The 24,549-nt window shown below is 34.2% G+C and carries 21 protein-coding genes; 8 read left to right on the plus strand and 13 right to left on the minus strand.

The genetic code is table 11. The features are described 5' to 3' along the window. The first annotated feature begins 162 nt into the window (after positions 1 to 162). From O5O44_RS11570 to O5O44_RS11580, 3 genes are all read left to right on the plus strand, one after another. Positions 163 to 777, plus strand: coding sequence for a fumarylacetoacetate hydrolase family protein (locus O5O44_RS11570; protein WP_019387223.1), 615 nt, complete (start codon positions 163 to 165; stop codon positions 775 to 777). A gap of 151 nt (positions 778 to 928) precedes the next feature. Then, on the plus strand, positions 929 to 2,830 hold the full coding sequence (locus O5O44_RS11575; protein ID WP_289194496.1) for a DUF294 nucleotidyltransferase-like domain-containing protein: 1,902 nt from the start codon (positions 929 to 931) through the stop codon (positions 2,828 to 2,830). Between the two features lies 1 nt (position 2,831). Then, positions 2,832 to 3,488, plus strand: a complete 657-nt coding sequence (locus O5O44_RS11580; protein WP_289194497.1) for a 3'-5' exonuclease — start codon at positions 2,832 to 2,834, stop codon at positions 3,486 to 3,488. Positions 3,489 to 3,611: 123 nt separating this feature from the next. On the opposite strand, the gene O5O44_RS11585 is transcribed toward O5O44_RS11580, so the two are convergent. From O5O44_RS11585 to O5O44_RS11645, 13 genes are all read right to left on the minus strand, one after another. Continuing rightward, positions 3,612 to 3,896, minus strand: a complete 285-nt coding sequence (locus tag O5O44_RS11585) for a DUF2188 domain-containing protein (RefSeq protein ID WP_019387226.1) — start codon at positions 3,894 to 3,896, stop codon at positions 3,612 to 3,614. A 182-nt stretch (positions 3,897 to 4,078) separates the two neighbouring features. Further along, positions 4,079 to 6,178, minus strand: coding sequence for a prolyl oligopeptidase family serine peptidase (locus O5O44_RS11590; protein ID WP_289194498.1), 2,100 nt, complete (start codon positions 6,176 to 6,178; stop codon positions 4,079 to 4,081). 33 nt (positions 6,179 to 6,211) lie between these two features. After that, entirely contained in the window at positions 6,212 to 8,119 is a 1,908-nt protein-coding gene (gene acs / locus O5O44_RS11595; RefSeq protein ID WP_019387228.1) for an acetate--CoA ligase, read from the minus strand. A gap of 11 nt (positions 8,120 to 8,130) precedes the next feature. Further along, on the minus strand, positions 8,131 to 10,029 hold the full coding sequence (locus O5O44_RS11600; protein ID WP_289194499.1) for an acetate--CoA ligase: 1,899 nt from the start codon (positions 10,027 to 10,029) through the stop codon (positions 8,131 to 8,133). A 5-nt stretch (positions 10,030 to 10,034) separates the two neighbouring features. After that, on the minus strand, positions 10,035 to 10,250 hold the full coding sequence (locus O5O44_RS11605; protein WP_289194500.1) for a hypothetical protein: 216 nt from the start codon (positions 10,248 to 10,250) through the stop codon (positions 10,035 to 10,037). Positions 10,251 to 10,321: 71 nt separating this feature from the next. Beyond that, positions 10,322 to 10,687: a response regulator transcription factor gene (locus tag O5O44_RS11610; protein ID WP_289194501.1), complete on the minus strand. Its 366-nt coding sequence runs from the start codon at positions 10,685 to 10,687 to the stop codon at positions 10,322 to 10,324. A 16-nt stretch (positions 10,688 to 10,703) separates the two neighbouring features. Beyond that, positions 10,704 to 13,394 (minus strand): sensor histidine kinase, encoded by a 2,691-nt coding sequence (locus O5O44_RS11615; protein WP_289194502.1) that lies wholly within the window; start codon positions 13,392 to 13,394, stop codon positions 10,704 to 10,706. Beyond that, complete coding sequence (locus O5O44_RS11620; protein ID WP_289194503.1) at positions 13,387 to 13,581, minus strand: hypothetical protein; 195 nt, start codon at positions 13,579 to 13,581, stop codon at positions 13,387 to 13,389. Before O5O44_RS11620 ends, O5O44_RS11615 begins: the two co-directional genes overlap by 8 nt. A 126-nt stretch (positions 13,582 to 13,707) precedes the next feature. Next, a complete protein-coding gene (locus tag O5O44_RS11625) occupies positions 13,708 to 15,474 on the minus strand; it encodes a sodium:solute symporter family protein (RefSeq protein ID WP_289194504.1) in 1,767 nt (588 codons plus the stop codon). 28 nt (positions 15,475 to 15,502) lie between these two features. Next, the gene (locus tag O5O44_RS11630; RefSeq protein WP_019387234.1) at positions 15,503 to 15,763 is read right to left on the minus strand and encodes a DUF4212 domain-containing protein; all 261 of its coding nucleotides are present in this window, start codon (positions 15,761 to 15,763) and stop codon (positions 15,503 to 15,505) included. A gap of 25 nt (positions 15,764 to 15,788) precedes the next feature. Then, positions 15,789 to 17,030, minus strand: coding sequence for a hypothetical protein (locus O5O44_RS11635; protein ID WP_289194505.1), 1,242 nt, complete (start codon positions 17,028 to 17,030; stop codon positions 15,789 to 15,791). A gap of 106 nt (positions 17,031 to 17,136) precedes the next feature. Continuing rightward, positions 17,137 to 17,556 carry a transposase-like zinc-binding domain-containing protein gene (locus O5O44_RS11640; protein WP_289194506.1) on the minus strand — a complete coding sequence of 140 codons (420 nt, stop codon included), beginning with the start codon at positions 17,554 to 17,556 and terminating at the stop codon, positions 17,137 to 17,139. An 84-nt stretch (positions 17,557 to 17,640) separates the two neighbouring features. Continuing rightward, positions 17,641 to 19,005: an alanine/glycine:cation symporter family protein gene (locus O5O44_RS11645; RefSeq protein ID WP_289194507.1), complete on the minus strand. Its 1,365-nt coding sequence runs from the start codon at positions 19,003 to 19,005 to the stop codon at positions 17,641 to 17,643. A gap of 88 nt (positions 19,006 to 19,093) precedes the next feature. Between O5O44_RS11645 and O5O44_RS11650 the strand changes: the two genes are divergently transcribed. From O5O44_RS11650 to O5O44_RS11670, 5 genes are all read left to right on the plus strand, one after another. Beyond that, a complete protein-coding gene (locus tag O5O44_RS11650) occupies positions 19,094 to 20,185 on the plus strand; it encodes a heparan-alpha-glucosaminide N-acetyltransferase domain-containing protein (protein ID WP_289194508.1) in 1,092 nt (363 codons plus the stop codon). Between the two features lie 3 nt (positions 20,186 to 20,188). Then, positions 20,189 to 20,551 carry a TfoX/Sxy family protein gene (locus tag O5O44_RS11655; protein ID WP_289194509.1) on the plus strand — a complete coding sequence of 121 codons (363 nt, stop codon included), beginning with the start codon at positions 20,189 to 20,191 and terminating at the stop codon, positions 20,549 to 20,551. A 51-nt stretch (positions 20,552 to 20,602) separates the two neighbouring features. Then, positions 20,603 to 22,972: a TonB-dependent receptor gene (locus O5O44_RS11660; protein WP_289194510.1), complete on the plus strand. Its 2,370-nt coding sequence runs from the start codon at positions 20,603 to 20,605 to the stop codon at positions 22,970 to 22,972. A 106-nt stretch (positions 22,973 to 23,078) separates the two neighbouring features. Further along, a complete protein-coding gene (locus O5O44_RS11665) occupies positions 23,079 to 23,864 on the plus strand; it encodes a carbonic anhydrase (protein ID WP_289194511.1) in 786 nt (261 codons plus the stop codon). Positions 23,865 to 23,884: 20 nt separating this feature from the next. Beyond that, positions 23,885 to 24,532 (plus strand): HAD family hydrolase, encoded by a 648-nt coding sequence (locus O5O44_RS11670; protein WP_289194512.1) that lies wholly within the window; start codon positions 23,885 to 23,887, stop codon positions 24,530 to 24,532. Positions 24,533 to 24,549 lie beyond the last annotated feature (17 nt).

The raw sequence follows: 24,549 nt of genomic DNA on the forward strand, positions 1-24,549 counted from the left end.
GCTTTTGGCGAGCGGATGCATCGAGCCAAAACTAAAAGTGGAAAGCACGACCGCGCCCAAGCGCGGTAATGCCCAAAAAAACTTGACAATTATCATATTTAAATTTCTAGTATTTACTACTTTTAGGGCTTGAAAAATGAACCATAAAAACATAACAAACACATGAAATTAATTGGTATTGGTAAGAATTATGTAGATGATAAAAGTGAGATTGCTGCACTTAAAACTGGGGCACAACTTATTTTTATAAAAGCAGAAAGCACAATAGTTACAGGTAACAAAGACATTGAGTTTCCTGCTATTACAAATGAGTTAGCTTACGAGGTTGAACTTGTTGCAAAAATAGGTAAAAGAGGTAAAAATATTACTGAGGCTGATGCAGCATCTTACATTAGTGAGATTGGTATTGGCATTGATTATACTGCAAAAGATGTTTTGGCAGCGAGCAGAGCGAATAAAGGGCCTTGGGCTTTAGCTAAAGGGTTTGATGGTGCGTCTCCAATAAACGGATTTAAGCCAGTTGCGAACTTTCCAGACTTGAATAATATAAATTTTAGCTTGACCATTAATGGTGAACAAAAGCAAGTTGGAAATACCGATTATATGATTTATAATTTTGTTGAAATTATAGCCTATGTTTCGAAATTTATGACCTTAGAACCTGGAGATATGATTTTTACAGGAACACCGGCAAGTGGTGTAGGTCTTAATGTTAAGGGCGACCACCTACAAGCTTTTATTGAAGGCGAATTGCTTTTAGATTTTAAATTGATATAACGTCATTTAAGGCAAGAACTTTTATAATTTGAAAGTCTAGGTGTTTTAGTGTTAGCTAAAGTATCTGGGCTTTTTTTGTTAGCTATATCTATTTACCAAATAGATAGCTGATTTTAGATATTTTCCTGCTAATTTTCTATATTTTAGTAAGATGAAGAACACCATTGCAGAACGCATTCTTGATTTTTTAAAGCACTTCCCGCCTTTTGATACTTTAAATACCGAGGAACTCTTTGCGATATCTAAAGAAGTGATTGTTTTGCATTTTGAAAAAGATGCCTATATATTTAGACAAAACAACGCCATAAACGATTGTTTTTATGTGGTAAAAGATGGTGCTGTTGGTATTTACCATGATGATAATCTAGTGGACCAATGTGATGAAGGCGATATTTTTGGACTTAGAGCACTTATAAGAAAAGACAATTATATGCTTGACGCCAAAGCTTTGGAAGAAAGCATTATATATGCGGTATCGTCTAAATTATTAGAAAACATCATTATTAACAACAACGAGGCAAACCAGTTTTTGATAACAAGTTTTGCGACCAATACACGAAATCCGTATGCTGAAACCGATAAAGGGGCCCTTTTTGCTTATGACACTCAAGCTCAAAAAAGCAGTTCGAATTTTACCGAGGTACAATCGGCTTCGTTTTCTAAAAACCCCATAACCTGTAAAGCCAAAATTAGCATAAAAGAAGCTGCTTTGATAATGAGTGAAAACAAAGTAGGCTCGATAGTTATTTCACAACAAAAGAAACCTGTTGGTATTATTACAGATAAAGATTTGCGCTATAAGATAGCCACCGGAATACGTACTATAGACGAAGCTGTGGAAACCATTATGTCTTCGCCAGTCATTACTTTTCCACCTAAAATTACGGTTGCAGAAGCTCAAATTGCGATGCTAAAACACAGTATATCGCATTTATGTATTACGCAAGATGGTACTGTTGAATCTGAACTGATTGGTATTTTATCTGAACATGATATTATTGTGATTCATGGTAATAACCCTTCGGTATTAATTAAAGAAATAAAACATGCTACAAGCGCTAAGCGCTTGCAAGAGATTCGAGAAAAGGCGCATAACTTATTATCTAATTACATAGAACAACATATTCCTATAGCGTTTATTACCAATATTATTTCGGCCATTAATGAAGCTATTACCAAACGCATTATAGATTTGAGTATTGCTGAAATGAGTACGATACCGCCGGCTACCTTCGCGTGGTTAGCATTAGGTAGTCAAGGGAGAAAAGAGCAATTGTTACTCACCGATCAAGACAATGCTCTAGTTTTCGAAGATGTTAAAAATAGTAATGATGTAAAACATTATTTTTTAAAACTCGCTAAATCCATTAACGATAAACTAAACACTGTTGGGTTTGAATTATGTCCTGCCGATATGATGGGAAGCAACCCCAAATGGTGTTTATCGGTTACCGAATGGAAACAACAGTTTGAAGATTGGATTACTCGACCTGATGAAGATAAAATGATGCTTTGTAATATCTTTTTTGATTTTGATAACGTTTATGGAAATCAACACTTGGTTGATGATATGTCTAAAAGCATCTTTGAAGCTATAGAGCAGTATGAAATCTTTTTAAATTTTATGGCTCGAAATGCATTGAAAAACCCACCGCCTTTGAGCTTTTTTAGGAATTTTTTAGTTGAAGATTCAGGTGAACATAAAAACCAATTTGATATTAAAGCTAGAGCCATCATGCCTTTAGTTGATGCAGCCCGCGTATTGACGCTCTCCAAAAACATAAAACATACCAATAGCACTTTAGAGCGTTACCAAAAACTAGCAGATTTAGAACCGCAAAACAAAGACACTTATGAAGCCTGTGCTAATGCCTTTAATATTTTACTGCGATTTCGAACCCAACAAGGTTTAAAACATAACGATTCTGGAAGGTTTATAGACGTAAACCATTTGAGTAAGGCTGAAAGGTTGAAACTAAAAAGTTGTTTTAAGCCAATTAAAGAGATTCAGGAGGTTTTGCGTGTACGATTTCAACTTTCACAGTTAATGTAATATGAGATGGTTTAAGAATCATACAGACTTTCCAGAATTTTACAATAGATATCTCGACACGTTTAAACATAAATCAAAAGATGTAGAGTCGGTACGATTTGTAGTTTTTGATACCGAAACCACAGGTTTGGATGTTATAAGTGATCGAATTCTATCTATAGGCGCTGTTGGCGTTACTAAATTCCAGATTCATGTAGCTGATACTTTTGAATGTTATTTAAATCAAGACACTTTTAATTCAGAAACCGTTAAAATTCATGGTTTATTAAAAGAAGGGCATATCTCAAAGATTGAAGAGCGTCAAGCTATTGAATCTTTTTTAAATTATCTGGGAAATGCTGTTATTGTGGCGCATCATGCCGCATTTGATGTGGCGATGATTAACGCCTCGTTAAAACGAATGAACTTACCAAAACTGAAAAATAAAGTGATTGATACTGGCGAACTTTACAAAAAAACAAAGTACGTAAAAGACCAAAAACATTACGGTTTAGACGAATTAAGCGACCTTTTTAAAATTACTAAACACGACCGCCATACGGCTTCAGGCGACGCTTATATTACGGCACTACTTTTCGTAAAAATTGCTTCCTTATTACGACAAAAGAAAAAGGGTTTGAAATTGCGTTATTTTTTTGGTTTTAATGGTTGGTTTTGAAAAATGATGTGCACAACCTAAGTTCAAAACTAAAAACACCAAAGCCATTGCCTTGAGGGATACAGTCCAACAGGAACTACACTTTAGTGATACTAGTGGTTAAACTAGATTTTATTTATTATTTTAATCGTAGTTGATACGTTCGCGAATGCCGCCACTAGCGCGATGAATAATTACATCTGCCTTACGTCGTTTAGCAATGGTTTTCGCTTTGTTTATGGCTGTACTTTGCTTTCTGTGTTTTGAGGTAATGCGTTTGTTGCCCTCGCGACGCACTGCCCAACCTTCTTCGTAGGGCACAACGTGTTGATGCCATGTTCTAGATTTCTTGTTTGAGCTTTTAAAATAAGCTTCTACAAGTTCCTTTAAAATTTGAATCCAAGATGTTGAGTTGCTTGATTTTGTCATGAGCTAACATTTGCGATTCGAAGATAGTATTTTTTAATAAAATGATATTAAACACCAAAATTATATGATTTAAAAAGATCTATAATTGCTACTAAATCTATTTTTAATCTTTAACCAAAGTCTTGATAACTAATAATCCTGATTAACTATCGGAATTTATTATGCATCGACTTTTAAGCGACTTATTTAAGTTGATGAAACAGAAAACTATAAATATAATTGTATTCCTTTATTTGAACACTTCTTGTATTGGCACCGGAATGTCCTGTTTTATCTTTTGCCCATAACAAAATTGGATTTTTTTGAGAAGGCACATTCTGCAATTTGGCGGCAAACTTATAGGAATGAAATGGCGGCACACGGTTATCATCCGTACCTGTTACCAATAATGTAGGCGGATAATTTATCGTGTTGTTAATATTATGATATGGAGAATAGGACAATATATTATTAAAATCTGCTAAATTTTTGGTGCTACCAAATTCTTGAATATTAGTTACTGCTGATCCTACAGTGAAGTTTTCAAAACGAATCATATCTAATGCCCCCACATTTATAACGGCACTTCCAAATAAATCTGGTCTTTGAGTTAATGCAGCGCCTGTGATAAGTCCACCATGTGAAGCTCCTGTAATTGCTATTTTTTTTGGTGCTGTATAGTTGTTTTCTATTAAATACTCAGCGGCTGATATAAAATCGGCGATTCCGTTTTTCTTATTTAAACGCTGTCCATCAGTAACCCATTTCTTTCCAAAACCCCCACTTCCTCTTATGTGCGTATAAGCAAAAGCTCCACCATTTTCTATAAAATATATAATTCCAGGATTGTAGCTAGGAATATTTGTTTTACCATAGCCACCATAAGTTTTAATAAGAAATGGCGTTGATTTATCCTGTTTTAAAGAATCCTTATACACAATAAAAATAGGCACTTTTGTACCATCGCTTGAGGTATAATAATCTTGTTTGAATTTATAATTTTTGAAATCGAAATTTACATTGGTTTCACTTACTAATTCATACTTAAAAGTTTCTAAATTTAATCTATACCTAACTTCAGGTATTGTGTAGGATGATAAATAAAAGAAGAATGCTTCATAGTTATTACTATAATACATATCGGTTACTGATAAACCTTTAGGCAATACACATTCGTTTAAGACCTTGCCTTGATAATCAAATTTCACCAAAAAGGAACCATTGAAGCTATGGTATGAAGCCACAATAAAGTCTTCTAAAAACTCATAATTTTGTAATTCATAGTTATCATAACTTGGAGATATTAATTTAAACTTGGTAGGTTCTTCTTTATCAATAGAAATAAGTTGTTGTTTATCATTAATCTCTGTTGTAGCATATAACAATGAATCTGTTGCTTTATAAAAATTAAGATCGTATTTCGTATTAATTAAAAAAGGACTAAATCCAAGTTTTATGTTTTCTCTTAAAGGGTTAAATAAATAATAATTATATATTTCAGTTTTAGTATTTTCTCTTTTTACCATATAAAAACTTTCATCTTTAGTTCCTACAACTGAAATATCCTCATCATCACTATAAGATTTAAACATGATTTGGTCATCCTCTTGTTTAGTATCAACTTTATGATACATAATTGTTGGCTTTTTATAGGTAGCGTTAATTGAATCAAAAGGATACTTTTTATAGAAGAACCCATCATTCCACCAGTATATTCCCGAGTTCAATGTGTGTTTTAATACATTAAGGTAATGCCTTTTCTTATCGATTTTCACAACTCTTATTTCATGCCAATCACTACCGTTTCTATTATATTTATAAGCTAGCCATGTATTATTTTTAGAAATTTTATAGTAATCAATGTCAATTTTATCCTTTCTTGAAATTGATGTTGAATTTACTAGCATATAATATCTTGAATGCACACCTTTTTTATAAAATAAAGACGGTGTTGTACTGCCACTAGTTATGAAATAACTAAAAAAATAATCGTCATCTATATTTCGCTTAAGTTTACCGTCGAAGTCACCGAAAGAACTGTACAAATACTTATTCATGTATTCGTCTGTATGGTGTTGCGCCACTTGCCGTTTTAAATATTTCTCTGATATTTTATTCTGACTTTCAATCCAATCAACTACTGAATCGTTTTCTTGTGTTTCTAACCATATATATTCATCAACTATATCAAACCCGTGGTAATTACTCACCACGGGTTTTTCATAAGATATAGGATATTCGATTTGAGCTGACGAATGTTTTACTTGAACAAGCACCAACAAAAGTGCAATGATAAACTTCATTAATTATTTATTATATGCTTACGAACCGTTAAATTACAAAACATTATCCATAATTTCCTGAACCACTTCTGGATTTAATAGCGTACTGGTATCGCCTAAATTACTGGTTTCGTTACTTGCAATTTTTCTCAAGATACGACGCATAATTTTACCTGAACGTGTTTTTGGTAATCCGTTGGTAAACTGTATTTTGTCCAGTTTAGCAATAGGCCCAATTTGTTCAGTGATGATTTGATTAATCTCTTTACGAAGATTGTTATGATCACGACTTTCTCCTGTTTCTTTCAAAGTAACATAACCGTACAATGCATTTCCTTTAATATCGTGTGGGAAGCCAACAATAGCACTTTCTGCAACTGCTGGGTGCTCGTTAATGGCATCTTCAATTGGAGCAGTTCCCAAATTATGACCAGATACGATAATAACATCATCTACTCTACCTGTTATTCTGTAGTAACCCACTTCATCGCGTAAGGCACCATCTCCTGTAAAATACTTGTTTTCGTATGCTGAGAAATAGGTGTCTTTATAACGTTGATGATTGCCCCAGATGGTTCGTGCCATACTAGGCCACGGGAATTTTATACACAATCTACCATCTACTTGATTCCCCTTAATCTCTTGTCCGTGTTCATCCATTAAAGCCGGTTGAACACCAATAAATGGCAAGGTAGCGTAGGTAGGTTTTGTTGGTGTTGCGAAGGCAATAGGCGTTATCATGATGCCTCCTGTTTCGGTTTGCCACCACGTATCTACAATTGGCGATTTTTTCTTTCCTACGTTATCATCATACCAGTGCCACGCTTCTTCATTAATAGGCTCACCAACAGTACCTAAAACTTTCAATGACGATAAATCGTGTTTTTCTAAATGCTCAACACCTTCTTTAGCCAATGCACGTATTGCTGTGGGTGCGGTATAAAATTGATTGACTTTATGCTTTGCTACAATTTCCCAGAAACGACCGAAATCAGGGTAACTTGGAACACCTTCAAACATTACAGTAGTAGCCCCATTACATAATGGTCCGTACACGATATAACTGTGCCCTGTTATCCAACCAATATCGGCTGTACACCAATACACATCTTGCTCTCTATACTGAAATACATTTTTAAATGTATAAGCGGTATATACCATATAGCCAGCAGTACTATGCACCATGCCTTTTGGCTTTCCTGTTGAACCTGAGGTGTAAAGTATAAAAAGAGGGTCTTCTGCATCCATGATTTCTGGTTCGCAATCGTGATGCGCTTCGTCTAATAAAGGTTGTAGCCATTTATCGCGATCTGCTTTCATATTAATTTCTGAATTGATACGTTTGGCAACTAAAACGGTATCAACACCAGGGCAATCTTCCAGAGCATCATCAACAATACCTTTTAAATCGATGGTTTTTGAACCTCTATAAGACCCATCACTTGTTATTACCATTTTACAATCACAATCGTTAATTCTAGTTGCTAAAGCCGTTGATGAGAAACCTGCAAAAACTACCGAATGGATAGCACCAATACGGGCACATGCCAATACAGATACTGCTAATTCTGGAATCATAGGCAGATAAATACATACACGGTCCCCTTTTCCAACACCATTGTTTTTTAGCACATTCGCAAAGCGACATACCTTTTCGTGAAGTTCGCGGTAGCTAATGTGTTGCGCCTTTTCTTCAGGGCTATTCGGTTCAAAAATAATAGCTGTTTTATCTCCTCTGGTGTATAAATGTCTGTCGATACAGTTCTCGGTAATGTTTAATTTGGCACCTTCAAACCATTTCACTTCTGGCTTGGTAAAATCCCAACTTAACACGTTATCCCATTTTTTACGCCACATGAAATGCTCTTCTGCTATTTCTTCCCAAAAGGTTTCTGGATTTCTGACTGATTTTCTATAGACTTGGTAGTATTCTTCTAAATGTTTTATGTGATAATTACTCATTTTAGTATTTTTTAATTTTTATGTATTCCTATATTGTTAATTTTATAAACAGCTTCAATTTCATTAATAATAGCAACGTCATCAATAGTTGATGGGATGTTATACTGCCGTTCGTCTGCAATATTTCGCAGTAATTTACGAAGAATTTTTCCACTTCGTGTTTTTGGTAATCGGTTAACAATTAAAACATCTTTAAAAGAAGCTACTGCACCAATTTCATTACGAACATCTTTAATAATTTCCTTCTGAATTTGACTATTATCTGAATCAACATTTGATTTAAGCACAATTAAACCGAGAGGTTTTTGCCCTTTAATTTCACAATGCACTCCAAAAACAGCACACTCAGCAACCACTTTGTTTGAAGCCACAATTTCTTCCATTTCTGCAGTTGATAAACGATGACCTGCGACATTTATAATATCGTCAACACGTCCTGTGATAAACACATAATCATCTTCATCTTTATAGCCGCCATCACCCGAGAAATAATACCCAGGAAAACGCTCTAAATATCCCGATTTAAAACGCTTTGGGTTTCCCCAAAGATTTGATAATGTTCCTGGAGGCAATGGTAATTTCACAGCAACATAACCTTCTACACTTGCTTCTACTTCTTCGCCTGCTTCGTTTAATATCTTGATGTCGTAACCACATACAGGAAAACTTGCAGAGCCTGGTTTTACCTCTTGCAATTCAACGCCTACCATATTTGCTAGCATAGGCCATCCGCTTTCGGTTTGCCACCAATGATCAATTACAGGAACATTAAGTTTTTCGTGGGTCCAGTTTAAGGTTGCTACATCGCAACGTTCGCCCGCTAAAAACTGATATTTCAAGCAAGACATATCGAATCGCTTTATCATGTGCCCTGTTGGGTCTTCTTTTTTAATGGCACGTATGGCTGTAGGTGCCGTGAACATCACTTTAACATTATGCTCACTAATAACACGCCAAAACGTAGATGCATCAGGTGTTCTAATGGGTTTACCTTCAAATAAAATGGTTGTATTTCGATTGAGTAATGGGCCGTAAACTATGTAACTATGCCCAACAACCCAACCCACATCGCTAGCTGCCCAAAAGGTATCACCTTCATCAACACCATAAACATATTTCATTGAGAATTTTAAGGCTGTTGCATAACCGCCTGTATCTCTTATAATGCCTTTGGGTGTTCCTGTAGTTCCAGAAGTATATAAAATATATGAAGGGTGAACGGATCCCACTGAAACAGCGTCGACAGAAGGTGAGTTTTCAACCAAAGATTTATAATCGATATCGTAGTATTTCTTAGGAATTTCAACTCCTAATTGTCTATCAAAAACAACCACATGTTCAGGTTTGTTCTCTGCTTTGGTTATAGCTTCATCAACAAATGGTTTGTAAGGAATAATCTTCTCTATTTCAATTCCATTGGATGCTGTAATAATAGCTTTCGGTTTGCAATCGTCAATACGAATAGCCAATTCGTGAGGTGCAAAACCACCAAATACTACAGAATGAATCACCCCAATTCGAACACATGCTAACATCGCATAAATGGCTTGTGGAATCATGGGCATGTAAATGATGCAAGTGTCTCCTTTCTCGAGACCTAAACTTTGTAATCCGCCCGCTAGTTTTGAAACTTCAAAGTGTAATTGATTGAAGCTTATATGCTTTTTTGTATTGGTAACTGGTGAATCGTAAATGATGGCATCTTGCTCGCCAAAACCATCTTTAATATGTTTGTCAATGCATAAATAACTCAAGTTTAATTGGCCGTCTACAAACCATTGAAAATAATCATGTTTGTCTTTAGACAGGATGATTTTAGGCGATTTAAACCATTCTAATTCTTGGGCTTGTTGGCTCCAAAATTGTTCTGGATGCTTTAAGCTATTTTGATAAAATTCTTGATAATTCATGACTACTATTTTTTAGAATTTAGTAGTCCAAACCAATTTGGATTTAGTACTTTGAGTTTTATAAGCACCCAAATAATAAGCACAAAACAAACTCCCATAACTACAGATAGCATAGGACTTGTATACGTTTCACTTTCAAATTTAAATCTTAAATAAAGGGTAACAATAACGTAGATACTAATTAAAATATCTGACGTTAACGGGTTGATGCGAAATTTCATGTCTTTAAACTTTAATTAAACATTGTTTGTTTGCACACAAAACCAATATTTAATAGCAATAAAGACTATCTTTAAGCTAATAGCTCCAATATTTCTGAAACTATTTTTTTTACTGAAAAAGGTTTGGTTAAATATTTATCCGCTCCAAGTTTTAAACCCTTTTCAATATCTGAAGCTTTATTTTTTGCAGTTAAAAAAACCACTTTGGTATCTTTTAAACTGTCAGTACTTTTTATGTGAGTTAAAGTTTGATAACCATCTACATTTGGCATCATAATATCTAACAACACGACATTTGGTGTTTGATGTTTTAATATCTCTAATGCCTCACTTCCATCTCTTGCAATAAACACTTCAAAGTCTTGTTTTTTGAAGGTATATTCTAACGACATTACGATATTTGGTTCGTCGTCTACAATTAAAATTTTCTTCTTCATACTTTCCGACTACAATTTACTTAAAAGGTATCGTAAAAACAAGCATTGCGCCCTTTTTTATGCCTTTTTTTGCCCAAATTTTACCTTGATGTTTCTCAACAATTTGTTTAGTGATTGCTAAACCCAATCCACTACCCTGTGGTTTGATGGTATTTTGGTGCTGCGATTGATAAAACTTATCAAAAATAAAATCGTGATCTTCTTCCGGAATCCCTTTACCATTGTCGGATACAGAGATTTCAACATACTCATTCCCCAACTTATAATCAACAGTAATTTTTCCTTTTTTTGGCTCGCAAAACTTTATGGCGTTAGATAGCAAATTAGTTAACACTTGCAAGATCCTGTCTTCGTCGTAATTTGTTTTAAAAGTATGAACGTTTTTATTGACTATCTGAACTTCCTTTTTAGCAGCAATTTGCGAAATACTACTTATGGCTTTTACTATGGTTTTTTGAATATCGTTATATCCTAAATCTAAATTTAAACGACCTGTTTCAAGTTTTTCAAAATCTAAAATATTGTTTATTAAACGTCCTAACCTATCGGAATCTTGAAGAATATTTTTTAAGAATTGTGCTTTCACTTCTTTTGGCATATCATCCTCTTCATCCATCAATAATTCAGTAGCTGCCCGAATTCCTGTAATTGGTGTTTTTAGCTCATGTGCCACAGTGTCTAAAAATTCATCTTTTTGTTTGTCTTTCGAAATGAGTTCTTGGTTAGCATCTTTAAGTTTGGCGGATAATTGGGTTAACTCATTCGACTTTTCTAACAAAACCTTATTACTAACAATATTCTCTTTTGATTCTTCCAAAATCTTCAACACTTCAACTAAACTAATTTGTTCTTCTTTAACCACACTGGCAATTAATATTTTAGCTGAGGCAGAACCAATGCTTCCAGTTAATAGTTTTTCAGAAAAATTAATCAATCGTGCATCTGCTAGCTGTGTATTTGCTGGTAGGTTATACTTTTTAAAGAAAATATTTAAAGCACGAGTGGCTCTTTTTTCACCTAAAAAACGCACCAATACATTTTTTATATCAGCAACATAAGCTTCACCTTTCCATACCAATGCGCTATCTTGGAGTGTAACGAAGTTTCTGCTGTCTACAAACATTTCGGCATAATTACGTTCTCTGTAGTTACCTTTAACAACCAAGGAAATGGTGAGATAAGTAAGAATATTAAGAGACATACTCCAGAAAAAAGCATGGGCCGGCGGACTCAAAAAATCAATACCAAATAAAGCGTAAGGTTTTAATGCTGTAATGCCGTTTAATCCGTATTGAATAAAATCATCATTACCCGTATAAGCTTGCAGCGTAAATGGTAAAACTAATGTGTATATAACTACACATAATCCTACAATCATACCAATTATTGCAGCTTTTGAAGATCCTCGATTCCAAAATAAACCAATGAAAAACGAAGGACCTAACTGTGAAATGATGACGAATGAAATAAGGCCAATTGAATATAAGGACAACTCTTTTGAAAACGATACGTAAAAGAAATAGGCTGAAATAATAATTGTGAAAATGGAAATACGACGAATATTTTTTATGTATTTAGAATTGCGCTCTGGTTGATTTTGAATGAATTTATCTAGAAAGCCGTAAGGAATAATTAAGTTATTACTCACCATTGTTGATAACGCTAAGGTTGAAACAATTACCATTGAAATTACTGCCGAAAAACCTCCCAAAAAAACAAGTGTTGCCAAAAAGGAATTCCCATATTCTAAAGGCAATAGCAAAGTATAATACTCGGCGTTTTGTGTTCCACCAAATGTGAGCTTTCCTGCCCAGGCAATAAAGATGACGAAAAAATTAAACAGCAATAAATACAAAGGAAACAACCAAATAGCCTTTTTTAAATGCTTTTCTCTACTATTTTCTAGAACTGAAACTTGAAATTGTCGAGGTAATAAAAAGATAGCCATAAAAGATAGCGCAATCATAAAAAACCAATTAAAACCACTTTCAACACTACTTAGTGAAGTTAATTGTTTAAAATTTTCAGTTACAGACATTTTGTTATAAATATCAGTAGTGCCATCAAACAGATAAAAAGTTATATAACCTCCTATAATTAAAAAAAATACCAATTTTAATACCGACTCAAAAGCAACCGACACAATAATGCCTTTGTGTTTCTCAGAAGCATCGGTATTTTGTGTACCGAAGAAAGTTGCGAATATGGCTAACAAGAGAGCAACATAAAATGTAGAATCGTCAATGATGGCAGTTGAAATATAACTCGTTTCATCTGACATGATTTCGAAAGTTTCAGAAACTGCTTTAAGCTGTAAGGATATATACGGAATGGTTCCAAACAAACAAATAAGCGTTACAAAAGCTCCTAGAATCCGACTATTTCCGTAGCGCAACGATATAAAATCTGCGATGGATGATATTTTATGTTGTTTTGAAATTCTAATAATTTTCCTAAGCAGAACAATCCACAGTGGTGCCGCAATTACAGGCCCCAGATAAATAGGTAAAAAGTTAATACCTGTATTGGCCGCAATACCAACACTCCCGTAATAGGTCCAAGCCGTACAATAAACTGCTAAGGATAAGGTGTAAACATAAGGGTTATTTACCCATTTACTTCGTCGATTTTTTTCAGCAAGAAATGCAATGTAAAATAACACTGCGAGGTAAATTATGATTATGATGATTAATGCATAATTATTCATAATACTTCTTTAGTACGATATAAGAGATAACAATAGACAATAACCAAATGGAAAAGACCGAAAAGTAAAATGTTGGGATGCCATAAATGTCACCTTCCAAATTAAAAATAAGTACAAAAGGAATATTAAAAATAAGAAACAACGCTATAGATAAGACAACTAGCTTTTGTTCATGGCGCTTTTTCATATTAAATTAATGTTTTTGACTACTGCGATAACTTATTTTGATAAATATAAGAAATCAGCATTACAAAATAGTAATGCTGATTTTCTAACTAACTAATTAAAATTATGTTCTATAACGAACAATCATTTAATGACTAGAAGCTTCACCTGCTCCTGAAGGTATTCTAATGCTCTCTACCATATCTTGTACATCTTGAGGTGGTGCTGCTGTCATTCGAGATACCACTAACGATATCACGATATTGACACACATAGCGATAGTACCGAATCCTTCTGGAGACGTACCAAACCACCAATCTGCGCTTGTGCCACCACCGAACATGTTTAGTTTAAACTTCATCATGTAAAACAACATGAGAATAATACCTACAACCATTCCCCAAATAGCACCTTGGCTATTCATGCGTTTATCAAAAATTCCTAAAATAATCGCTGGAAAAAATGATGCTGCGGCTAATCCGAATGCTAAGGCAACTACCGCTGCCACAAACCCTGGTGGATTAATACCGAAGTACCCTGCTATTAAAATTGCAACAAAAATTGAAATTCTTGCTGCAGTTAATTCACCTTTATCCGAAATGTCTGGTTTTAATTGTTTTTTAATTAAATCGTGAGAAATAGATGTTGAAATTACCAGTAATAATCCCGCTGCTGTTGATAAAGCCGCTGCAAGTCCACCTGCTGCAACTAAAGCAATCACCCAATTAGGAAGGTTGGCAATTTCAGGATTCGCCAATACCATGATATCTCTATCTACATACAATTCGTTTTCAGCTGTGTTTGCATTCGAGATTAAACGCTCACCGTGAGCTCCTCTAGCATCCGTATAAACTGGTTTTTTACCATCTAAAGCACCACCAGCAACGTATTGAATTTTACCATCTCCATTTTTATCTGCCCAAGCTATTAAACCCGTGTTCTCCCAGTTTTTAAACCATTCTGGAATATCAGCATAAGATTTATTACTTACAGTTTCAATTAAATTAGTTCTAGAGAATACTGCAATTGCAGGTGCCGTTGTATATAAAATAGCAATAAATAACAAAGCTAATCCTGCCGATTTACGGGCATCTTTCACTTTAGGCACTGTAAAGAAACGCACAATTACGTGCGGTAATCCTGCTGTACCCGTCATTAATGCTAAAGTAATTGCAAAAACATCCCAAGTTGATTTTGTTCCGCTTGTATATTCGTTAAATCCTAATTCTGTATGTAATGTATCTAATTTATCTAAAAGGAAAGCGCCACCTTCAACTTTGCCACCCATTCCAATTTGAGGAATGATATTACCCGTCATTTGCATCGAGATGAAAAAAGCAGGCACCATAAAAGCAAAGATTAAAACACAGTATTGTGCAACTTGGGTGTATGTGATACCTTTCATTCCTCCTAAAAGAGCGAACGTCAACACTACTGCCATTCCAATTATTACCCCTAAATTAATATCTACTTGTAGAAATTGTGAAAATACAATACCAACACCTCTCATTTGTCCTGCAACGTATGTGAATGAAACGATTAACGCACAAATTACTGCTACTGTTCTTGCTGTGTTTGAATAGTATCTATCGCCAATAAAATCTGGCACCGTGAACTTTCCAAATTTACGCAAATACGGTGCTAAGAGTAAGGCAAGAAGTACGTATCCACCGGTCCATCCCATGAGGTAAACAGAACCATCATAACCAGCAAAGGAAATGATTCCTGCCATACTAATAAATGACGCGGCACTCATCCAGTCGGCTGCTGTAGCCATACCATTTGCTAAAGGAGAAACACCCCCACCTGCAACATAAAAATCTTTTGTTGAGCCAGCTCTAGCCCAAATTGCAATTCCGAAATATAAGGCAAAAGTAATCCCTACTAATAACCAAGTCCAAGTTTGTACACTCATAATATTTTGTTTTTAAGTTTAGTTAGGGTTACTCGTCGAAACCGTATTTTTTATCTAATTTGTTCATTAATCGTACGTAAACGAAAATGAGAATTACGAATACATAAATAGATCCTTGTTGCGCAAACCAGAAGCCTAGTTTAAAGCCACCAAGTCTAATTTCATTTAATGCTTCTCTGAATAAAATTCCGCATCCATAAGACACTATAAACCATATAGAAAGCAGTATTATTAAATACTTCAGGTTTTCTTTCCAGTACGCCGTAGCGTGTTTTTGTTTTTCTGACATATTGTTTTTTAGTTAGATTAGTTGATTATAGAAAAATATGTGTTTGAAGTCTAAAAATGTTCGTAGATTCAGCACCTATTGCTCCTTTTGAACCAGTGGTGTATTCCGCCGTAATTTTGGCAAAATGTCCATTAATAAAATAGTTAAGACCTATACCCAATTCGTTACTATTATCAGGCGTAAAATCTAAATTTTGAGAATTATAAGACAGATAAGGCATAAGCTTAGCTTTTCTAAATAATATCCCTACTTGTCCATATAAAATACTTCCAGAAGACGGCACTAATCCGCCAGAGTTAAATCCGTCGGTATCTCCATATTTGTAATTATAATAAGCTCCTAATGCGTTTATAGCTAAATCATCATTTAAAGGTGCGTCATAAAAAGCATCCATCGCAAAATGTGTTACAGATTCTCTAGTTTCAAGATCGCCAACAGCTAATGCATCAGGATGATGGAAGAATCCAGCACCAATACTAAATACTTTCTTTTTCCCTAAATACGTTCCAACTAGATAGGGAAGTTTATCTGATTCTTTATCAAAAAGGTCGTATTTAAAATATCCAGCAAAATTCCAAAGTCCAGCTCCATCAACGTTGTTCACTTGAAAAGAAGGCGTAGCACCCAACGAACCTATATTCGTTCTTGCATTGTTAGCAGCAACTCTATAACTAAAATTACCCAAAGACCCTTTGGCATAAACTCCTAAATGACGAGCAAATTGGTCGCTTGTTGTGATATTATTCCAAGGAAAGAGTCTCCCATCGGCATTACCAGAACCGGCATTATCCAGCGTCATCATGTTTAAAGTACTTTGGTTAGATAGTCTAGAAATACCATTCCAGTAATGTAAACCAGTACCGACATGTAATTTACCCGGTTCTATTGCAAATTCTGCCCAAGCATCATGTAAAAAAAGTAAACTTCTGTTGTTTGCTGTTTGAGAATTAGGGTTTGCTGTTAGGTTACCAGCACCAAGACTATTAAGTCCGAAATGTGTGAGAATTAAAAATTTAGGAGAAATTTGTGCAAAAGCTAGAACACGAGATCTTCTAATTGAATGTCTCAATCCTTTTTGTTCACTTCCAGCTTGTAACCACATTTGATGCCAAGTAATAAATCGTAAATATTTACTACCATCTTCATTTAGCCTAATTTGCATAGGTTTGTAAGAGTGATCTACTTCCTGTGTTTCTTCCTGACTACTTCCTAAAAAAGGGACCATCAGCATTAATACTAAAAGAAGTAAAAACGATTTTTTTTTCATTGTTTAATGGTTTAGTTAGTAATTAATTGGTTTTGTGTGCACTACTAAACTCTAAAAAACAATTCGTTAACTGAAAAGCACTATATTTTTATGTTAAATTAATATATTAATCTTTAAAACGCTCCCATTTTATGAGCATAAACTTATCCCCTAGCTCGGTAACTACAACGCCAGCACCTTTAACATTTTCAACTTTACTGAAGTAATTCGCTAATTCTGGAGCATTTAATATTTTATAGGTTGGGTGGTAATTTGAATTATAAGGCCTCTTAATATTATATTTCTTAACCCAATTCATAATACTTACATGCGAAATACCTAAAATGCGTTCTATCTCACGATAAGACAAACCCTCTAAATACAGCTGTAGTGATTTGTTAACGTAATAATCATCAATCTTCTTTCCAATCTTGTTAACAGTAAAAAAGTAGCTGCATTTTTTACATTTATAACGCTGCCTATTATTAATAACACCGCTTTTTATATAATGGTCTGATCCGCAATTGGGACATAAATCAACTTTCATATATACTATTTTAGCATAAATATATCAATTTAGCAACAATTAAACAAAATGAAAGAGATCTAATATAAAAAAATAATTGATTTTCTAGAACTCTTTTAACCTTTTGAAGTAACTTTTAGATTCTTTTACAACTTTTGGCGCCAATATGAGGGTAGCAACCATGGTAGGTATAGCCATTAACGCAAAAACACCATCAATTAAATTGAGCATGACACTAAACGGTGTAGTTGCTGCTAGAATAATACTTAGAATATATATGTAGTTATAGTAATGTTTTTTATCTGCTCCAATTATAAACGAGAGACATTTAGTACCATAATAAGCATACGAAAACAGCGATGATATACTGAAAATAAACACACAAATCATTAGCATATATTTACCATAAACAGGCATAGTATGATTGAAAGCCGAAGCTGTTAAACTCACCCCATTATCGCTTGTAGTTTCCCAAACTCCAGTAACTAAAATAGCTAAAGCGGTTAAAGTGCAAACAATTAATGTATCAATTGCCGGACCTAACATGGCGACTAAACCTTCACGTACTGGTTCATCGGTTTTTGCAGCCCCATGCGCCATAGGAGCAGTACCAATTCCCGCTTCGTTAGAAAATGCACCTCTTCTAATTCCTAATAAAATTAACGCCCCTAGAACACCGCCCATAAATGCATTGCCGTCATAATAATTTGCCGAAAATGCATCTGTAAACATCAAAAGAAAATACTTTGGAACGACACTATAATTCGAAATTAAAATATAAAGCACTAAAACAAAATACAATAGCACCATGGAAGGCACCATTTTAGAAGCGGCATGACTAATTCGATTTAACCCACCTAAAATAATAACCGACGTTAAAGACACTAATACAAAAGCTAAAATGAGATTAGATTTTAAACCTACTTCAACCCCGTTTGGAGTTAAAACTATATCGTTAAATGCCTGCGTTAATTGATTAACGTTTACAACTGGTAAAGCACCAATCATTCCAAATAGACTAAACATGATTGCTAGTGGTTTCCACGACTTTCCTAAACCTTCAACAATAAAATACATAGGTCCGCCTTGTATTTCACCAGCACTATCTTTGCCACGATACATCACAGCTAAACTACAGGTAAAAAACTTTGTAGACATCCCCACAATAGCGCTAACCCACATCCAAAACATGGCTCCTGGACCACCTACCGAAATTGCTACTGCAACTCCTGCAATATTACCCATACCGATGGTTGAGGATAAGGCTGTAGTTAAGGCTTTAAAATGAGAAATTTGTCCCGGATCATTTGGATCGTCATATTTTCCTCTTAAAACTTGAATGGCATGCCCTAAATATCTAAAAGGCAAAAACTTTGATAAAATTAGCAGATAACATCCGCCACCTATTAATAAAATCACCAACGGTAATCCCCAGGCATAATCAGAAAAAGTCTTTATAATTTGCTCCATAAAAGCTATAAGTATTTTATAAATATATCACTTTACAAACGTTCTACTTTAATTATTTAAAAGTATATTTATCCTTGTAAACCAACTTATGGCTCAATCTAGTCGCTTATATTTTATAGATGCTGTTAGGGCATTTGCTATTTTAATGATGCTCCAAGGTCATTTTATAGACACCTTGTTAGCCCCTGTTTATAAAGACAAGTCTGACATTGCGTTTACCATTTGGTCTTATTTCAGAGGTATTACTGCGCCAACCTTTTTTACTATTTCAGGTTTGGTTTTTACCTATTTATTGCTTCGCGCCTACGCTAAAGGTGATGATAAACCAAGAATAAAAAAAGGCTTATTTAGAGGGGTGCTTTTACTTGCCATTGGATACAGCCTACGTGTTAATATATTTCATTGGTTATCAGGCTATTTTAATTCTTATTTTTTAGTTATTGATGTTTTACAGTGCATCGGATTATCCTTAATATTTTTAGTAGTTTTACATATCATTCTTAAAAAATATAGCTACCTTTTCTCAGTTATACTATTTACAATTGGTTGCATTTGCTTTGTAACCGAGCCACTTTATCGCAACATCAATTTAAATCATATTCCCAATGTAATCGCAAATTACATGACAACGTCCAACGGATCTGTTTTTACAATATTACCTTGGTTTGGATATTCAGCATTTGGGGCATTCATATCTACTGTTTTCTTTAGGCACGTGCATCGCGAACGATTTAAACTCATTACTATTTTTACATTCTTTATTGTTGGAATCTTCTTAATGCTTTACTCGTCTTGGTTTTTAATCGGACTTTACAACATTACCAATATTGAACTTTTTAAAATGAGTGCGAACTACAATTATCTATTTTCCAGATTAGGCAATGTATTAATACTATTTGGTGTTTTTTACATGCTAGAACAATTTTTAAAACACTCCATTATTGCAAGAATAGGCGAAAAAACTTTATCTATTTATGTGATACATTTTATATTGCTTTATGGAAGTTTTACAGGCTATGGTTTAAAGCGGTATTTAAAACAAGCATTAGAACCTGAAACTGCCATCCTAGGAGCCCTATTGTTTATGATAGTGGTTTGCTTTATCTCATTTCATTATGCAAAAACCAACCATTTTGTTTATAATTTGATCCGCAAAATGGTTGATAAATTTAAAAACTAACTTATGGCTTATGATGAATTTTTAGCAGACCGAATAAGGCGTCAATTAAAGGATAAACACATTTTTTTTTCTGAATTAAAAATGATGGGTGGTTTATGCTTTAAGGTGGACGATAAAATGCTTTGCGGCATCCATATCGATAAAAAATATGGCGATAGTTTGCTTATGGCAAGAATAGGCGAAATGGTTTATCAAGCCGAATTAAAAAAACCAGAATGTTTGCCTATGGATTTTACTGGAAGACCCATGAAAGGCTACATTTTCGTTACACCAGATGGTTTTGATAACGAACAAGATTTATCATATTGGTTAGATTTGTGTTTAAAATTCAACCCTCTTGCAAAATCAAGCAAAAAGAAAAAATAATTTAGCTTTTAAACTTATATTTGTAGTAAAACACTTGTACCACATCTACACATGTCTCATAAATTTATTTTAACATTCCTATTAGTATTCACGTTCGGTTGTATATCAGCCCAAAATGCACCAATTCTTATAAAAGGAAAAGTCTTAGAAAGCAACAATAAACTACCCATTGAGTACGCTACGATTTCAATTTTAAATAAAAACTCAAATCAAGCCCTAACTGGCACTATTTCTGGTGAAGACGGTACATTTCAACTCAAAACCAACGAAACCAATTTTTTAATTGAAGTCAGTTTTATGGGTTTTAAAACAAAAACGATTTCTGAATTTGAAATTATAAAAAACACCATCGATTTAAATACCATAATTCTATCTGAAGACAGTCAAGCTTTAGATGAAATAGTGGTTCGTGCTGAAAAATCTCAAACCGAATTCAAACTTGATAAACGTGTGTTTAATGTCGGGTTAGATTTGAGTTCTACAGGCGCTAGTTCTTTAGAAGTGCTGAACAGCATCCCATCGGTAAATGTAAATATTGAAGGTGAAATTAGTTTAAGAGGTAGCCAAGGTGTACAAATTCTCATTAACGGGAAACCATCTGTTTTAGCCAGTGCCGATGGTAACGCACTTGGAAGCATTACTGCAGATATGATTGAACAAGTAGAAGTTATTACCAATCCATCTGCCAAATATGATGCTGAAGGGACTTCTGGAATCATCAACATCATCATTAAAAAGTCTGAAAAACGAGGTGTAAATGGTTCGGCAACCTTAAATTTTGGCGTCCCAAATAGCAATAGTTTTGGACTTAGTGTTAACAAGAGAACCGAAAAGTTTAACCTTTTTAGTCAATTAGGTTTTGGTATTCGTACCTTCCCTGACGAGCGTAAATCAATCAATCAAGATTTGATAAATAATACGACCATTAGAAGTATTGGTGAAAGTGAATTTGATGAAAAATTTGCAAATATCTTAATTGGTACCGATTATCATATTAACGATAGAAATGTGGTTACGCTATCTGGTTCTTATGCTTATGAATTTGAAGACCAATATTCGAATACAAATTTTACTGAAACCGACGCTTCTAATGCAACCACCAACAGCTGGATAAGAGATGAAGTTACAGAAGCAGACAACCCGAAACTTCGATATGAACTACAATACAAGAAGAACTTTAAAAGACATGATGACCAAAACTTATTGTTTAGTGCTTTAGGTAGTTCTTTTCGTAAAGATCAATTTTCAGATTTTGAGAACACTGTTATTATGGGAGATGACGATGATTTTCAACAAAAAACAAGAACCGATTATAAGTTAGAAGATTATACTTTTAAATTGGATTATACGCACCCGTTTTTAGAGAAATATACCATTGAAACTGGCTCGCAATATGTTATAAATAGTGTTTCTAATGATTTTGCGGTGAGCAATTTAGAAAATGGTATTTGGGTAAATAACCCAGATTTAACTAATGTTTTCGATTTTGATCAAAAAGTACTTGGTATTTATACTACAGCAGCTTACGAAGGTGATATTTGGGGGCTTAAACTCGGTTTAAGACTAGAGCATACCGATTTAAACACCTTATTAGAAACCACTAACGAAAGTAACGGTAACAACTACAGTAACCTATTCCCTAGCATACATTCTTCATTTAAAATTAGCGATAACTTTTCCATACAAGCTGGGTACTCAAAACGTATTAAAAGACCAGGTTTACGTGAATTAAATCCGTTTTCAAACATCCGAAACAACTTTAATATTTCCACCGGAAACCCCGATTTGCAGCCAGAATACACAGATTCTTATGAAATTACAAGCATCCATAAAATAGGCAAAGCATCCTTAAATTTTAGTTTGTACAACAGGTATACTATTGATGTTGTAGATCGTATTTCAACTTTCGAGAATAATGTTAGCACCTCAAGGCCAGAAAATGTGGGTACCAATTCCACAACAGGTTTCGAGGCCAACGGAAAATACGCACCAACTGATTGGTTTTCCTTTAATGGTGATTTTAATATTAATTATTTTACTAGAAAAGGTGTATTTGAAGCAACGAGTTTCGATTTTAAAGGCAATCAATGGTCGTCCAGTCTAACTACCAAGTTCAAACTACCCTCGCAATTTGATTTAGAAATATCAGGGAATTATAATTCTAAATTTAAAACTTTGCAAAGCAATATCTCAGAAAACTATTTTGCTGACTTTGGATTGAGAAAAAAAATACTCAAAGGAAAAGTTATATTAAACCTAAGTATTCGCGACGTTTTTGCAACAAGAATCAATGAAACCATCACCTCTCAATCCGATTTCTATTTATTTAATAGCAGGCAACGCGGGCGTTTTGTAACATTTGGTATTAGTTATGGATTTGGCAAAGGGGAGGCTATGCAGTTTTCTGGTCAAAGACGCTGAAAAAAATCTCTATTTGGTAAAAAAATTTCAAAACATGACAAATGTAAGCTTTTAGGCACATGATATTAGTAATTTTGTAGCTTCAGTTTTATCAAAACACTAAATTATGAACACGAAACTTAGTCTTATTATTTGTACCACTTTATTAGCTTTTGTATCATGTAAGCATGAGCCTAAATTAACCCTAGCAGCCGATAGTAAGCACAAACACCAATGGAGTTATTCTGGTGAAACTTCTCCTGAACATTGGATAGAAATTGAAAAAAACTCTGATTGTGATGGTAAGCACCAATCACCCATAAACATCATTAATATCAATGCAGACTCCATTCCCGCAAAAGGAAAATTAGACATTTTATATACACCTACAACACTTATTAGCAAGGTTGAAAATAACGGACATTCCATTCAATTTGATTTTGAATCTGGCGATTCTATAACCTATAAAAACGAAACATTTTACTTAAAACAAATCCATTTTCACGAACCCTCAGAACATAAAATAAACGGTGTTATATATCCCATAGAGATGCATCTGGTGCATGTTAGTAAATCTGGAAGTATTACCGTTTTAGGTATTTTGGGTGAAGAAGGCGAAGAAAGTCAGCTTTTTGAATTTTTCGAGAGTTTTTTACCACTTGAAAATGGCGCTGTTAAAGACATCCATCAAAAAATTGATTTATCGAGCCTATTTCTTGAAGACAAACATTATTACTCGTATGGTGGCTCATTAACCACGCCACCATGTACTGAAGGTGTTAATTGGATTGTATTTAAAGAGCCTATTATTTTATCGGTTGAAGAAGTTTTAAAACTGCGAAATAATATGCCCATTAATAATTACAGAAACGAACAACCTTTGAATGATAGAGTTGTTAAAATGAATTATTAAGACTTACTTTTTTAATACTTATGAATTTTAAAGCCGTTATATTCGATTTAGATGGAACACTTGTAAACTCAATTGAAGATTTAGGTGATTCGATGAATGAGGTGCTTCGCAATTACAATTACCCAACACATAGTTACGAAGCTTTCGAGAATTTTATTGGCAGCGGTATAAGAAGTCTCGTTGTAAAAGCCTTACCAGAAAACCAGCGCGATGAAGCACAAATTAACAGGAGTTTTGATGATATGATGCATATCTATCGCAGCCAATGTACCAATAAAACAAAGCCTTACGAAGGTATCATCGAATTGCTTGATCAATTAAAAGCACGTCAATTAAAACTTAGTGTTCTATCTAATAAAGCAGATGAGTTTACTAAGAAAATTGTGCAAAAAATATTTCCAGGTTATTTTGATTCTATTCATGGATTAAGTCTTGAAGCTCATAAAAAACCAAATCCAATAAAGGCAATTGAGATAAGCAAAAACTTAAACATTAAACCCGAAGAAATCATTTGTATAGGCGATACAGGTATTGACATGCAAACGGCAACTAACGCTAATATGTATGCTGTTGGTGTTTTATGGGGATTTAGAAGCAAAGACGAATTAAAAAATACTGGTGCTAAATACATACTAGAGCACCCCTTGGATTTAATGAAGATTTTATGATTGAAAACTAAAAAGAC

The sequence above is a fragment of the Algibacter luteus genome, from assembly GCF_030344935.1.
Taxonomy (GTDB): domain Bacteria; phylum Bacteroidota; class Bacteroidia; order Flavobacteriales; family Flavobacteriaceae; genus Arenitalea; species Arenitalea lutea.

Bases quoted from the DNA above. Each gene is read 5' to 3' on its own strand.
- O5O44_RS11570 (WP_019387223.1), top strand. From the start codon at position 163: ATGAAATTAATTGGTATTGGTAAGAATTATGTAGATGATAAAAGTGAG.
- O5O44_RS11575 (WP_289194496.1), top strand. From the start codon at position 929: ATGAAGAACACCATTGCAGAACGCATTCTTGATTTTTTAAAGCACTTC.
- O5O44_RS11580 (WP_289194497.1), top strand. From the start codon at position 2,832: ATGAGATGGTTTAAGAATCATACAGACTTTCCAGAATTTTACAATAGA.
- O5O44_RS11585 (WP_019387226.1), bottom strand. From the start codon at position 3,896: ATGACAAAATCAAGCAACTCAACATCTTGGATTCAAATTTTAAAGGAA.
- O5O44_RS11590 (WP_289194498.1), bottom strand. From the start codon at position 6,178: ATGAAGTTTATCATTGCACTTTTGTTGGTGCTTGTTCAAGTAAAACAT.
- acs (WP_019387228.1), bottom strand. From the start codon at position 8,119: ATGAGTAATTATCACATAAAACATTTAGAAGAATACTACCAAGTCTAT.
- O5O44_RS11600 (WP_289194499.1), bottom strand. From the start codon at position 10,029: ATGAATTATCAAGAATTTTATCAAAATAGCTTAAAGCATCCAGAACAA.
- O5O44_RS11605 (WP_289194500.1), bottom strand. From the start codon at position 10,250: ATGAAATTTCGCATCAACCCGTTAACGTCAGATATTTTAATTAGTATC.
- O5O44_RS11610 (WP_289194501.1), bottom strand. From the start codon at position 10,687: ATGAAGAAGAAAATTTTAATTGTAGACGACGAACCAAATATCGTAATG.
- O5O44_RS11615 (WP_289194502.1), bottom strand. From the start codon at position 13,394: ATGAATAATTATGCATTAATCATCATAATCATAATTTACCTCGCAGTG.
- O5O44_RS11620 (WP_289194503.1), bottom strand. From the start codon at position 13,581: ATGAAAAAGCGCCATGAACAAAAGCTAGTTGTCTTATCTATAGCGTTG.
- O5O44_RS11625 (WP_289194504.1), bottom strand. From the start codon at position 15,474: ATGAGTGTACAAACTTGGACTTGGTTATTAGTAGGGATTACTTTTGCC.
- O5O44_RS11630 (WP_019387234.1), bottom strand. From the start codon at position 15,763: ATGTCAGAAAAACAAAAACACGCTACGGCGTACTGGAAAGAAAACCTG.
- O5O44_RS11635 (WP_289194505.1), bottom strand. From the start codon at position 17,030: ATGAAAAAAAAATCGTTTTTACTTCTTTTAGTATTAATGCTGATGGTC.
- O5O44_RS11640 (WP_289194506.1), bottom strand. From the start codon at position 17,556: ATGAAAGTTGATTTATGTCCCAATTGCGGATCAGACCATTATATAAAA.
- O5O44_RS11645 (WP_289194507.1), bottom strand. From the start codon at position 19,005: ATGGAGCAAATTATAAAGACTTTTTCTGATTATGCCTGGGGATTACCG.
- O5O44_RS11650 (WP_289194508.1), top strand. From the start codon at position 19,094: ATGGCTCAATCTAGTCGCTTATATTTTATAGATGCTGTTAGGGCATTT.
- O5O44_RS11655 (WP_289194509.1), top strand. From the start codon at position 20,189: ATGGCTTATGATGAATTTTTAGCAGACCGAATAAGGCGTCAATTAAAG.
- O5O44_RS11660 (WP_289194510.1), top strand. From the start codon at position 20,603: ATGTCTCATAAATTTATTTTAACATTCCTATTAGTATTCACGTTCGGT.
- O5O44_RS11665 (WP_289194511.1), top strand. From the start codon at position 23,079: ATGAACACGAAACTTAGTCTTATTATTTGTACCACTTTATTAGCTTTT.
- O5O44_RS11670 (WP_289194512.1), top strand. From the start codon at position 23,885: ATGAATTTTAAAGCCGTTATATTCGATTTAGATGGAACACTTGTAAAC.